Annotated in this window: 11 protein-coding genes; 6 read left to right on the forward strand and 5 right to left on the reverse strand. The window is 57.4% G+C overall.

Annotated features, from left to right (window positions below; all coding sequences use genetic code 11):
* The 4 genes from RHM55_RS23865 to RHM55_RS23880 all read right to left on the reverse strand — a co-directional run bounded on the left by RHM55_RS23865 (position 1) and on the right by RHM55_RS23880 (position 4,328).
* Positions 1-861 (reverse strand): ABC transporter permease, encoded by an 861-nt coding sequence (locus RHM55_RS23865; RefSeq protein ID WP_322178613.1) that lies wholly within the window; start codon positions 859-861, stop codon positions 1-3.
* Complete coding sequence (locus RHM55_RS23870) at positions 858-1,754, reverse strand: ABC transporter permease (protein WP_322178614.1); 897 nt, start codon at positions 1,752-1,754, stop codon at positions 858-860. The genes RHM55_RS23865 and RHM55_RS23870 overlap by 4 nt, the downstream gene beginning before the upstream one ends.
* Before the next feature lie 66 nt (positions 1,755-1,820).
* A complete protein-coding gene (locus RHM55_RS23875; RefSeq protein ID WP_322178615.1) occupies positions 1,821-3,410 on the reverse strand; it encodes an ABC transporter substrate-binding protein in 1,590 nt (529 codons plus the stop codon).
* A gap of 48 nt (positions 3,411-3,458) precedes the next feature.
* A complete protein-coding gene (locus tag RHM55_RS23880) occupies positions 3,459-4,328 on the reverse strand; it encodes a MurR/RpiR family transcriptional regulator (RefSeq protein ID WP_322178616.1) in 870 nt (289 codons plus the stop codon).
* Positions 4,329-4,646: 318 nt separating this feature from the next.
* Here RHM55_RS23880 and RHM55_RS23885 point away from each other — a divergent pair, with 318 nt between their 5' ends.
* Positions 4,647-5,078: a universal stress protein gene (locus RHM55_RS23885; RefSeq protein ID WP_322178617.1), complete on the forward strand. Its 432-nt coding sequence runs from the start codon at positions 4,647-4,649 to the stop codon at positions 5,076-5,078.
* A gap of 72 nt (positions 5,079-5,150) precedes the next feature.
* Here RHM55_RS23885 and RHM55_RS23890 read toward each other — a convergent pair whose 3' ends face one another.
* Entirely contained in the window at positions 5,151-5,858 is a 708-nt protein-coding gene (locus tag RHM55_RS23890) for a murein L,D-transpeptidase catalytic domain family protein (RefSeq protein WP_322178618.1), read from the reverse strand.
* An 84-nt stretch (positions 5,859-5,942) separates the two neighbouring features.
* On the opposite strand from RHM55_RS23890, the gene RHM55_RS23895 reads away from it, so the two are divergent.
* The 5 genes from RHM55_RS23895 to acnD all read left to right on the forward strand — a co-directional run bounded on the left by RHM55_RS23895 (position 5,943) and on the right by acnD (position 13,349).
* Complete coding sequence (locus RHM55_RS23895; RefSeq protein WP_322178619.1) at positions 5,943-7,715, forward strand: L,D-transpeptidase family protein; 1,773 nt, start codon at positions 5,943-5,945, stop codon at positions 7,713-7,715.
* A gap of 154 nt (positions 7,716-7,869) precedes the next feature.
* A complete protein-coding gene (locus RHM55_RS23900) occupies positions 7,870-8,583 on the forward strand; it encodes a GntR family transcriptional regulator (RefSeq protein ID WP_322178620.1) in 714 nt (237 codons plus the stop codon).
* Positions 8,580-9,470: a methylisocitrate lyase gene (gene prpB / locus RHM55_RS23905; protein WP_322178621.1), complete on the forward strand. Its 891-nt coding sequence runs from the start codon at positions 8,580-8,582 to the stop codon at positions 9,468-9,470. The genes RHM55_RS23900 and prpB overlap by 4 nt, the downstream gene beginning before the upstream one ends.
* Positions 9,471-9,548: 78 nt before the next feature.
* On the forward strand, positions 9,549-10,676 hold the full coding sequence (prpC, locus tag RHM55_RS23910; RefSeq protein WP_322178622.1) for a 2-methylcitrate synthase: 1,128 nt from the start codon (positions 9,549-9,551) through the stop codon (positions 10,674-10,676).
* Between the two features lie 78 nt (positions 10,677-10,754).
* On the forward strand, positions 10,755-13,349 hold the full coding sequence (acnD, locus tag RHM55_RS23915) for a Fe/S-dependent 2-methylisocitrate dehydratase AcnD (protein WP_322178623.1): 2,595 nt from the start codon (positions 10,755-10,757) through the stop codon (positions 13,347-13,349).
* The last annotated feature ends 26 nt before the right edge of the window (positions 13,350-13,375 follow it).

Consider the following 13,375-nt stretch of genomic DNA (forward strand, 5'->3'; position numbering starts at 1 on the left):
CTAGTGACTCCTCGCTTGAGCCTTGATATCCAAGGCATGCAAGACACCCTCTCCAAAAAGATTGATGAAAATGACAGAGAGGGCGATGAACGCACCGGGCAACAGAATGACCCACGGCGCGCTAAACAATTGCGCCGATCCAGTGCTCATCATGGCTCCCCAGCTGGGCACCGGCGGTTGAACGCCCATGCCGAAAAAGCCAAGGGTCGCTTCCAGGAGAATGGCGTTGCCGGTCGACAACATGGCTACGACGATGACCGGGGCCACCACGTTCGGCAGCAGCCGACGCAGGATGATATGCGTCGGTCCCGCGCCCAGACTCAAGCTTGCCTCCACGAACGTTTGACGTTTCAGGCTTCTGATCTGGGTGCGGGTAAGACGTGTGAACTGCGCCAGGTAGGCGATGCTGATGGCAAGGATCGTACTGGACGAGCCGGGACCGATGATTGCAACGATCAAAAGTGCCAGCACGATTTCTGGAAAGCTCCACGTCAGGTCGACGACAGACATCACCGCGCGATCCACTCGCCCGCCTACGTAGCCGCAAATGGCGCCGATCAGAATGCCAACCGTCACCGAAAGACTAATGGCAATCAGTGACACGCTGAGTGAGGTCCGGGCGCCGAAGATGACGCGCGACAGTACGTCCCGGCCGAACTCGTCGGTGCCGAACCAATGGGCGGTAGACGGGGCCTGGGTGGCGATGGCGAGATGTTGCAGATCGTAGGGGTAGGGCGTCACCCAGGGCGCAGCGCAGGCAATGAGGATCAGAATCAGCAGAGCGACACCCGAGATGGCCGAGCTGAACGTCGGCATCAACACCGTGATGCTCCTCCAGACGGCGGAAGAATGGGCGGTCATTGGGCGGCTTCCTCACGTTGACGCGGGTCCATCGCCGCTTGCAGCAGATCACCCAGCAGCGTGCCCAGCATGACGGCGATGGCGAGGAACAGCAGGCAGCCCTGTATCAGCGGGTAGTCGCGCTGCGCCAGGGCCCGGATTAAAAGTGAGCCCAGCCCTGGCCGGGCAAATACATACTCCACTGTCACCGAGCCGCCGACGATCAGACCGATGCGTAAACTCAGGATCGTGACCACTGGAATGAGGGCGTGACGCAGGATGTGGCGTATCTGGATCGTCCAGCGAGACAGGCCCTTGGCATGTAGCAGCATTACGAAGTCCTCGCGGGCAATTTCAATCATGGAAATGCGTGTCACCCTCGCAACCAGCGCCATGCCGCTTAGCCCAACGGTAATCGCGGGCAAAATCAACGAGGTCCAGTGACGTGCGCCAGACACCGGCACCCAACCGAGTTCGACGGCAAACAGCATGATCATCAAGAGGCCAAGCCAGAAAGTGGGCATCGTCGAACCCAGCAACGACACCCCCATCAGGCTGTGATCAATCCAGCGATTCTGAAAAGATGCGGCAATCGTTCCCGCCAGCACTCCTGCCACTGCCGAGAACATTAATGCCCAGCCGCCCAGCGCCAGGCTGTAGCCGAGATTGCTCATGATGAGGTCGGCCACCGGGCGACGCATGACGATTGCCATCCCCAGGTCGCCGTGAACGATATTGTTCAGCCAGGTGAAGTATTGCTCGGTCAGACTGCGGTCCAGGCCGTAGCGAGCGATGATTTCCGCTCGCTGGGTTACCGACGCTCCCACGCTCATCATGTTGTCGACCGGGTCTCCCGGCACCAGATGAACGATCAGGAAGACGACGCCGGAAACGATGAAAAAGACCGGAATCATCGCCAGCAGCCTCCGAATGAAATAGCTCACCATGTCAGTCGTCTCTGCACCGTCATGTTCTGATCCTTATTTCTTGATGGCGATATCAAGCACGCTCTGGGCTGAAAATTGTGGCCCATCGATCTTCCCCGGCAGTACCAAGTGTTCCTTGTCGAAGACCAAACTCTGTTCCGGCTCGTAGATAGGGGCGAAGGGATATTGGCTGAGCACATATTCGTGATAAGCAAGAAAATTAGCGGTTCGCTCTTCTTGTGTGCGCGAACCGGTCAACGCCTTGGTTCGCAGCTCCTCCGCCTTGGCGTCCTTCCACATCGAAACATTGGGGTAGCCGAGGCGTTCGGCGCTGAAGAACCAATCGAGGATGTCTGCGTTGTTCCAGCCATAGCTGCGCACCGCCAGTTGTTGTGTGCCCTTCTTGTATTCGGCGCGAATCGAACTGGTATCGAAAACCGAGATTTTTGCGTTGATGCCTACGGCTTTCAGTTGTGCCTGGATGACTTCTGTCAGGCGTTTGAACTCGGTATCGCTTTGCGTCACTAACGTCACGCTCAAGGGCGTGCCATTTTTTATACGGATTCCGTCAGATCCGACCTTCCAGCCTGCCTCTTCGAGCAAGGCCTTGGCTTGTGCAGGGTCATGGGAAATATTGAACTTGGGATCGACCTTTGATTCCGGCAGTGAAGAAATCAGAAAGTTGTGCGCGGCTCGTCCCTTGCCGCCGAACAGATTGTCGACGATCTCCTGTTGGTTGATGGCGAGGGCCGCAGCCTTGCGTACCCTGAGATCGGTAAAAGGCTCGACGGTGGTGTTGATTGGCATGTAGTAAATGCCGAAGCCGGACTGGCTTTCAATCGTTGCGTTGTCCAATGTTTTGTACTGCGCCAGGATGTCACTTGGGACATCAATCACCAGGTCAACTCCTCCGGTCTTGAACTCGAGGAAGGCCGTCGAGGAGTCGGCAATTTCACGCAAGGTCAGTTTGTCTATTTTTGCCGGTCCTTTGTTCGCGGAAAGGGCGCCGCCCCACGTGTAGGCGGGGTTACGAACCACTACCGCTTCGGAACCGATAGCAAAACTTTCAAGCCTGTACGGACCCGTGCCGACGGCAACCGTCACGCCGTAATCAGTGCCCGCCTTGTCATAGGCCTTGGGGCTGGGAACCCCCATAAAACCGCTCGACAGGTTGTAGAGGAGGTTGGCGTCGGGATGCTTCATGACGAAATGCACAGTGTGGTCATCGACGACTTCAACTTTGTCGATGGCGCTGACCAGGTAAGCATTTTCGGTTCCGGAAAATTTCGGAATCCACCAGGCAATGGTCTGAGCGTTGAAGGGCTCACCGTCGTGGAACGTGACGCCCTCGCGCAAGTGGAAGACCCAACTCATGCCATCTGCCGTGGTTTCCCAACTTGTCGCCAGATGCGGATGAAATTGCTGATCCGCGCCCTGGTCCACTAAACGGTCATAGATCAGGCCATCGACCAGCGTTACCAGGGAGCTCCGGATCGGGTCCAGAGATGGCGCACCCGCTTGGGAAGATGGCAGCACAAAGGTCGCTTCGGTGTCTGCCGAAGCGGCATTTGATAGCAGTCCTCCGACGCAGATGAAGCTGAGAGCGAACAGCGACCCGTAAAACTTGCCTTTGATTACATTCATGATGTGCGCTCCCCGCGTTGACCCGTCGGTGGGTTGGTTTACTCGGTATTAGTCTTCCTGAGGCGTTCCTACGTATCCGGTGAACGTGTTGTAGCAGGTAAAAATCTGGCTCAAGCGATCCTCGACGGTGGCGCCCAATTGCCCGAAGACACCATTTATCGCCAACTGCACCAGAGAGACGAGTGGGCCCAGAGAGTCCCAAAAGTGGTTGAGCTCAGTCGGTACGGCGAAAACCTCGCTGGCAACCGACGGCCCCCAATCGCAAAAGGTGTCGGTAATGATGGTCACCGGTATGCCGCGAGCCTGAGCTGCAGTCGCCAATAACAGGCTTTGGCGCGAATATCGACGAGTGTCGATGATGACCAACATGATTTTGGAAGGATCGGTTAGCAGCACGTCGACGAAATTGCCAGCGGCCTGATCGACCAGATGCACGCCGTCGCGTAGATATTGCAACTGATGTGCAAGAATCGATGCAACGCCCCGCTCTGTTTGAAATCCCGCGCAGTAGACGGTTTCTTGGGTCGCCAGACGCTTTACGAAGCGTTCGAACTCGGGGCTTTGAGCCATCTCGTAAACGCGAACCATTGTGCTGATTTCAAACTCCAGGCTGGAGGCGAGCTGGTCGTTCCCTGACTGTGCTCGTGTGGCGAACTCTCTGAGCCGATCACCAACCAGCCAAGGGCTGTCGCCGATATTGCCTTTAAGATCGGCTTTCAGCTCTTTGAAGTGGATATAGCCGATAGAGCGACAAAACCGGCCCACAGACATTTCGCCGACGCCAACCTTGGTCGCGATGCTCGCGGCCGTCTCGAATGGCAACTCGTTTAAATTAGCCAGCATGTAGTTGGCGATAGCTCGCCCGGAGGCGGTTGATTGTTCGAGGCTATCGAGCAAACGTTGTTTCACTGTCTTCATTGAGCAATCCGTAAAAATGGTACATTTCTATCTGTAATCACGATGATAATATTTTTATATCATGGATTGGCGGGCAGCTGTCAATTTATTGCGCAATCCATTTGTGGGCGGGAATTTGGTCTTGCCAGTGCTCATGTGCAACGCAGGTACTCATAGAGACTTTCTACCCCCGACACACACGTCAGCCCTGGCCGGGTGGCCTGGAATTTCTGTGTCGAAGATCGGTGTCAGGGTTTCATCCGTTCAAGTCGTCTTGGTGTGGATCTGTCGCTGAGGGAAATGGTCTATGGTTGTTTCACACATTAAGGGAGATTTGAAATGCATAAAATTCTGGTTGCTTTTGATGGCTCGGAGCCTTCGAAACGTGCTCTGCAGTACGTGATTGATCTCTTTCGCGACAGTGCTCGGCCCTTGGAGATTCATGTTCTTAACGCACAATATGGGCCGGTTATCTACGGGGACTACTTTACGAGCCGAATGGTCGAAGACGTCAACGAAGGGCTCTTGACCCAGGCCAATAGCGTACTTGAAGAGGCCGCGATTTTACTGTCGGCGGCTGGCGTTGCCCATGAAACCCACGCGGCCCTCGGCAATGTGGCGGAGCAGGTCAATGAGGCCGTCAAACAGTTGGGGTGCGATACCGTGGTCATGGGGACGCGAGGCTTGGGCAGCTTCGGCGGATTGCTGCTGGGTTCGGTAGCGAACCGGGTCATTCACGAGGTATCGGTTCCGGTGGTGCTGGTGAAGTAGCACGCAGGCTGTTGTGGCATACGCGGGGTAGGGCGGGGATGGCAGTACTGTCCCACGCTATCCCGCGTCAACTTATTGAAACGTTCTAACCGGTTTTGACGCTTCCGCCACGGTGGCGTTATCGCAATTGATAAACAAGGACGAGTTAAGCCAGCGCGGATCGGGGTAATAAGAAAATAGTAACTGGCCATCTTTCATCGAGTCGATGAGTTGATGAGCAATCGCTGGCCGCACGGCCGGGCAACCTAAGCTTCTGCCAATACGGCCGTTCGAACGCGCCAGATCGCCGCTGACATACGGTGCCCCATGAATCACAATCGCTCGGTCAAGGGCATTATCATTGAAGCCGGGTTCTAACCCTTCCATGCGCAATGAGTAACCGTTATGGCCGAGGTAGGTCGCACGCGTTCTGTACAGCCCCAGGCTGGTGGCCATGCTTTGATTCTGGTTGGAAAATTGACGGGCCATGTTTTCGCCGCTGTTTCGGCCGTGCGCAACCAGTTCATGAAACAGTAATGTGCGGCGTTGCAGGTCAAACACCCACAGTCGCTGTTCGGTGGAGGGCAGCGAGTAATCTATGACGGCGAGTCTTTGCGCAGGCGATTCGCCTTGTGCCCGTCTGCACTGAGAGGCATGGACAGCCAACGCAATAACCTTGGCGTTAGCGTCGGGCGCGGCTTTGACCAGCGCGACCTCAAGCGAATCGGCGTACGCTACCTCGGCAGAGAGGGATATCAGAAGCATGAAGGCCATTAAACAGCCAAAGCGGTCGAGCGTCATGTGGGTTGTCTCATGGCTATTTATACGAGCCTAGCAGTGTTAGGAATGCTAGCTTTCCATTGATACGAGAAACTAAGGACGTCCATGCTGCAACTATCAAACTTATCCATGTTAAGCCGCGTCTTTTTTATGGGAGTCCTGATAAGCAACTCAGCGACGGCAGAGCCTTTGCCTGTTTCGGCGACAACCTTAGCACACAGCGTCAGTGACGTTGCGCCAGCCGACGAGGTGGCACAGACGATCCAGGCCGCGCTCGCCCCGTCGGGCGTAACGCCTTCTTCCCCTCTGCCCGTCACCCCACCCCGTCACCAACGGCTGGAGGTCGGTCGTGCGGTCATCGATTTTTATGCTCAACGAAGCTTTCGTGCGGCCTGGACGAACGTTAGCGACGTCGCGCAGCTGTTGAAAAGTCTGAACGACATTCAGGCAGACGGCCTGGATCCCCGTGATTTCCGTATTGATGAGCTATCCAGGGCAGCCGCGTCGATGCATGCAGCGACGCCGTCCCCAACGCAACGCGCGATGTTTGATATTGCGGCTACCCGTGCCTACATCGCAGCGCTGCTCCAGTTGCGGCGCGGCAAAGTCGACCCCTCGCGTTTGGAAATACACTGGAACTTCGACCCGGTCGGTGTCGACCCTCGTGACGATCTCAAAGAATTGTTTGTTGCCGTCGAAAACCATGACGTCGCACGCGCATTCAAACAGGCGCCGCCACAAAATGCGATTTACAGCCGGCTGCGAGAGGGGTTGGCGCAACTGCGCCGGCTTCGAGACTCAGGTGGCTGGTCACTGATTCCTGTCGGGCAGGCACTTAAGCCAGGCGTTGCCGGTGCTTCAGTCTTGGCGTTGCGGGCCCGTTTGGCGGCAGGGGGTTATCTGGACAAGCAAGTGGCAACCCGGACTGACTACGACGACGTCGTTAAAGCGGCGGTTAAACGGTTTCAGTCCGAGCACTACCTTCCCGTGGATGGCATTGCCGGTGCGGCGACACTTGCGGCGCTGAATATACCCATAGGTGCGCGTATAGACCAAGTCCGCGTGAACATGGAGCGCGCGCGTTGGCTATTGTATAAACTTCAGGGCACGTTCGTCGTTGTTGATATCGCCGGGTACAAGATTGCATTCTACCGTGACGGCAAGGTTATCTGGCGTTCTCGTGTGCAGGTCGGTAAACCCTTCCGCAGCACGCCGGTATTTCAATCCGAAATTACGCACATAACGTTTAACCCCACCTGGACAGTTCCACCGACCATTCTCACTAATGATGTTCTTCCCAAGATTCTAAAGGACCCTCATTACCTTGACGCAAACCGTATTCGTGTCCTTGACCGTCAAGGGACTGTCTTGAATCCATCAACCGTTGATTGGCATAACCCTGGCGGCATCACACTGCGCCAGGATGCAGGCCCGGACAGCTCTCTTGGTCAGGTTGCCATACGGTTTCCAAATGAGTATTCGGTGTATCTCCACGACACGCCGCATCGCGAGTTATTTGCCCAGGCACGCCGCGCGACGAGTTCAGGCTGTATCCGGGTTGAAAACCCGCTTCAGTTGGTCGAGTTGTTGTTTAACGACCCGGGTCGCTGGAACGCCGCCGGTATTCAGGCTCAACTGGCCAACGGCATTACAGAAAATATCAGGCTCCCTGTGAAGGTGCCTGTGCTGCTGGCCTATTGGACAGTGGGCCTGAGTGATGATGGTCGAGTGACGTTTAAACCTGACGTATACGGGTACGACTCTCCAGTGCTGCGGGCGCTGAATCAACCTGTAGATCCGTCCGTTTTGGCGTTGCCCCGTGTAGGGTTTTCTGAGGCGGCGACGTTGCAAAACGAAGCCCCGAAGCCCTCTCGATAACCGTCGGCACGGCCTTGACTGAAGTCGGTGCATGATCTAGGTCAGGTCTCGGTGTTGGTGTGGCGCATTGTCGACAATAGTCTAATGACATTTGACATTTATGGGGATTGGTCGTAGTTTTCCGCCATCTAATTGCCAATGTGTCGACAATGTAATGGAAGTTCTTGCAGAAACCCAGGTTGTAGGCGAGGAGTCCGGTACCCTCTCCGAGCATGTGTTCCGGCGTATCCAGTCGGCCATCGTGCGTGGAGAGATCGCACCCGGCAGCAAGATTTCCGAGCCAGAGCTGGCGCGCGCCTACGGCATCAGCCGCGGACCGCTGCGTGAAGCGATCCATCGCCTCGAAGGGCAACGCTTGTTGGTGCGTATCCCCCATGTGGGCGCTCGTGTGGTTTCCCTGAGCCACGCCGAGCTCATCGAGTTGTATGAAATTCGCGAATCGCTGGAGGGCATGGCTTGTCGTCTGGCCGCCGAACGCATGACCGTCGAAGAGATCGACGAATTGCGCCGCGTCCTCGATACCCATGAACAAGATGCCGCTTTTAAGGCCGGTGTGGGCTACTACCAGCAAGAAGGCGATTTCGATTTCCATTACAGGATCATTCAAGGCAGCGGCAACCGCACGCTGACCCAAATGCTCTGTGGCGAGCTTTATCAACTGGTGCGCATGTACCGCATCCAGTTCTCTGCGACGCCCAATCGTCCGCGTCAGGCGTTTGCCGAACACCACCGTATTCTTGATGCCATTGCCGAGCGTGACGGCGAACTGGCCGAACTGTTAATGCGCCGCCATATCAGCGCATCCAAACGCAACATCGAGCGCCATTATCAGGCCGCTCCCCAACCGACAGCCCGAGGTGAAAAATGAGTACCGCCAAAACTACTCCCGGTCAACGTTTCCGTGATGCCGTCGCCAGCGAACATCCATTGCAAGTGGTAGGCGCGATCAATGCCAACCACGCACTGCTGGCCAAGCGCGCCGGTTTCAAAGCCATCTATCTCTCGGGTGGCGGCGTGGCAGCAGGTTCGCTCGGCTTGCCGGACCTGGGCATCACTGGCCTGGATGACGTGCTGACCGACGTGCGTCGTATCACCGACGTCTGCGACCTGCCATTGCTGGTGGACGTAGACACCGGTTTCGGCTCTTCCGCGTTCAACGTGGCGCGTACGGTCAAGTCGATGATCAAGTTCGGCGCAGCGGCGATCCATATCGAAGATCAGGTCGGCGCCAAGCGTTGCGGCCATCGCCCGAACAAAGAAATCGTGTCCCTGCAAGAGATGGTCGACCGTATCAAGGCCGCCGTCGATGCGCGCACCGATGATAGCTTCGTGATCATGGCGCGTACCGATGCACTGGCCGTCGAAGGGCTGGAGTCGGCACTGGAAAGGGCTGCGGCCTGCGTTGAAGCGGGCGCTGACATGGTGTTCCCGGAAGCTATCACCGAGCTGGCGATGTACAAGCTGTTTGCTGCCCAGGTTGGCGCGCCGATCCTGGCCAACATCACCGAGTTCGGTGCTACACCGTTGTATACCACTGATGAGCTGGCGTCGGCCGATGTCTCTCTGGTGCTCTACCCGTTGTCAGCGTTCCGCGCCATGAACAAGGCTGCAGAGAACGTCTACACCGCGATTCGCCGCGACGGCACGCAGAAGAATGTCATCGACACCATGCAGACCCGTATGGAGCTCTACGACGCCATTGATTACCACATCTTCGAGCAGAAACTCGATGCGTTGTTCGCGCAGAAGAAGTGATTCTGGGTGCCGGTCCAGGCGTAACGTCGTCTGGACCGGATTGCCGATTCCCAAATAAATTCAAGATTGGAGAAAGCAATGGCTGAAGCAAAAGTGTTGAGTGGGGCTGGCCTGCGAGGCCAGGTGGCGGGGCAGACCGCATTGTCCACTGTTGGGCAGGCCGGAGCCGGCCTGACCTACCGTGGTTACGACGTGCGTGAATTGGCCGCCGAGGCGCGTTTTGAAGAAGTGGCTTACCTGCTGCTTTACGGCGAGCTGCCGACCAAGACCGAACTTTCGGCGTACATGAACAAGCTGCAAGGTTTGCGTGATCTGCCGCAAGCCTTGAAGGAAGTGCTTGAGCGCATTCCTGCCGAGACCCACCCAATGGACGTCATGCGTACCGGTGCTTCGATGCTCGGCACCCTGGAGCCAGAAGCGAGTTTTGCGCAGCAGCATGACGTCACGGATCGCCTGCTGGCGGCGTTCCCAGCCATCATGTGCTACTGGTATCGGTTCAGTCATGACGGCGTACGCCTTAATTGCGTGACGGACGAAGAGTCCATCGGCGGGCATTTCCTGCACCTGCTGCTGGATAAAAAACCGAGCGAACTGCACCGCAAGGTGATGGACGTTTCGTTGATTTTGTACGCCGAGCATGAATTCAATGCCTCGACTTTTACCGCACGGGTTTGTGCCTCGACGCTGTCGGACCTGTATTCCTGCATCACCGCAGCCATTGGTTCATTGCGCGGCCCGCTGCATGGCGGCGCCAACGAAGCAGCGATGGAAATGATCGAGCGCTTCGGTTCTGCCGAAGAAGCCGTTAAAGGCACGCTGGGCATGCTTGAGCGCAAGGACAAGATCATGGGCTTCGGTCACGCGATCTATAAAGAGTCCGACCCGCGTAACGAAGTGATCAAGGGTTGGTCGAAAAAACTGGCCGATGAGGTGGGCGACACCGTGCTGTACCCCGTGTCCGAAGCCATCGACAAAACCATGTGGGAACAGAAAAAACTGTTTCCGAACGCTGACTTCTACCATGCCTCGGCCTACCACTTCATGGGTATCCCGACCAAGCTGTTCACGCCGATCTTTGTTTGCTCACGCCTGACCGGCTGGGCCGCTCACGTGTTCGAACAGCGTGGCAATAACCGCATCATCCGCCCGAGTGCCGAATACATCGGCGTCGAACAGCGCAAGTTCGTGCCCATCGAACAACGCTGATTGGGAAAAGGGGAGTGGACCGTGATCTTCGGTGCTCCCCGCCCATCCCTGAACATTCCGTGATTGAGTCCCAACGCCATGAACACTGAATACCGCAAATCTTTACCCGGCACCCGATTGGATTATTTCGACACGCGCGCGGCGGTGGACGGAATCAAGCCTGGGGCCTTCGACACACTTCCTTATACATCGCGCGTGCTGGCCGAGAACCTGGTACGCCGTTGCGACCCGGCTACGTTGACCGCATCGCTGAACCAGCTTATCGAGCGCAAGCGCGATCTCGACTTTCCGTGGTTCCCGGCCCGTGTGGTGTGTCACGACATTCTCGGTCAGACGGCGCTGGTCGACCTCGCCGGCCTGCGTGATGCGATCGCCTCCCAAGGCGGCGATCCCGCGCTGGTCAACCCGGTCGTGCCGACCCAATTGATCGTCGACCACTCCCTGGCCGTTGAGTCCGGCGGCTTCGATCCCAAGGCGTTCGAAAAGAACCGCGCCATCGAAGATCGTCGCAATGAAGACCGCTTCCACTTCATCAACTGGACCAAAAAAGCCTTCAAGAATGTCGACGTGATCCCGCCGGGCAATGGGATCATGCACCAGATCAACCTGGAGAAAATGTCTCCAGTGATCCAAGTGCGTGATGGCGTGGCGTTCCCCGACACCTGCGTCGGCACCGACAGCCACACCCCGCACGTCGATGCGTTGGGCGTGATCGCCATCGGTGTCGGTGGCCTTGAAGCCGAAAGCGTCATGCTCGGCCGTGCCTCCTGGATGCGCCTGCCTGAAATTGTCGGCGTCGAACTCACCGGCAAATTGCAACCGGGCATCACCGCCACTGACATGGTGCTGGCGTTGACTCAGTTCCTGCGCCAGCAAAAGGTAGTCGGCGCCTGGCTGGAGTTCTTCGGTGAAGGGGCATCAAAGCTGACTCTTGGTGATCGCGCGACCATCTCCAACATGGCCCCGGAATACGGCGCCACCGCAGCGATGTTCTATATTGACCAGCAGACCATTGACTACCTCAAGCTCACCGGCCGTGAAGACGAGCAGGTGAAACTGGTCGAGAGTTACGCAAAACTGACCGGCCTTTGGGGCGACAGCCTGAAGGGCGCCCAATACGAACGTGGGCTGACCTTTGATCTGTCCTCGGTGGTTCGCAACATGGCGGGCCCGAGCAACCCCCACGCCCGTGTGGCCACCTCGGACCTCGCGGCCCGAGGCATCGCCGGCCATTGGGATGAGGTGCCTGGGCAAATGCCGGATGGTGCGGTAATCATCGCGGCGATCACCAGTTGCACCAACACCAGCAACCCACGCAACGTCATCGCCGCTGGCCTGCTGGCGCGTAACGCCAACAAGCTGGGGCTGACCCGTAAACCTTGGGTCAAGTCTTCCCTGGCGCCCGGTTCGAAGACCGTTGCGTTGTACCTGGATGAAGCCGGCCTGACTAGCGAACTGGAGCAATTAGGCTTCGGTATCGTGGCTTTCGCTTGCACCACCTGTAACGGCATGTCTGGCGCGCTGGATCCGGTGATCCAGCAGGAAATCATCGATCGCGACCTGTATGCCACCGCGGTACTCTCGGGTAACCGTAACTTTGACGGGCGGATCCATCCGTACGCCAAGCAGGCATTCTTGGCTTCGCCGCCGCTGGTGGTGGCTTACGCGATTGCCGGGACCATCCGCTTTGACATCGAGAAGGATGTGCTGGGCCTGGATGCCAACGGCAAGGAAATTCGCCTGAAGGACATTTGGCCGACCGACGAAGAGATCGACGCAGTGGTCAAGGCCTCGGTAAAACCGGAGCAGTTCCGCCAGGTCTACATCCCGATGTTCGCTATCCAGGAAGACACCGGTCCCAAAGTAAAACCGCTGTACGACTGGCGCGAAATGAGCACCTATATCCGCCGTCCGCCGTACTGGGAAGGTGCGTTGGCTGGCGCTCGTCCGCTCAAGGGTATGCGCCCGCTGGCGGTGCTGCCGGACAACATCACCACCGACCACTTGTCGCCGTCGAACGCCATCATGCTCGACAGCGCGGCCGGTGAGTACCTGGCCAAGATGGGCCTGCCAGAGGTGGACTTCAACTCCTACGCGACTCATAGGGGTGACCACTTGACCGCGCAACGCGCCACGTTCGCCAACCCGAAGCTGTTCAACGAGATGGTTCAGGAAAACGGCAAGGTCAAACAGGGTTCGCTGGCCCGCGTCGAGCCAGAAGGCAAGGTCATGCGCATGTGGGAAGCTATCGAGACCTACATGGAGCGCAAGCAGCCGCTGATCATCATCGCCGGTGCTGACTACGGTCAGGGCTCTTCCCGTGACTGGGCTGCCAAGGGCGTACGTCTGGCTGGCGTGGAAGCCATCGCGGCTGAAGGCTTCGAGCGCATTCACCGCACCAATCTGGTCGGCATGGGCGTGTTGCCACTGGAGTTCAAGGCGGGCGTTGATCGCAAGACACTGGGCATCGACGGCACCGAAACCTTCGACGTCATCGGCGAGCGTACCCCGCGTAACACGCTGACCCTGGTGATCAATCGCAAGAACGGCGAGCGTGTCGAGGTGCCGGTCACCTGCCGTCTCGACACAGCCGAAGAAGTGTCGATCTACGAGGCTGGCGGTGTCCTGCAGCGTTTCGCTCAGGACTTCCTTGAATCGACGGCAGCTGTCTAAGCAACATACTCAGGCGCGACGGCAAC

This window comes from Pseudomonas sp. MH9.2, assembly GCF_034353875.1.
Taxonomy (GTDB): domain Bacteria; phylum Pseudomonadota; class Gammaproteobacteria; order Pseudomonadales; family Pseudomonadaceae; genus Aquipseudomonas.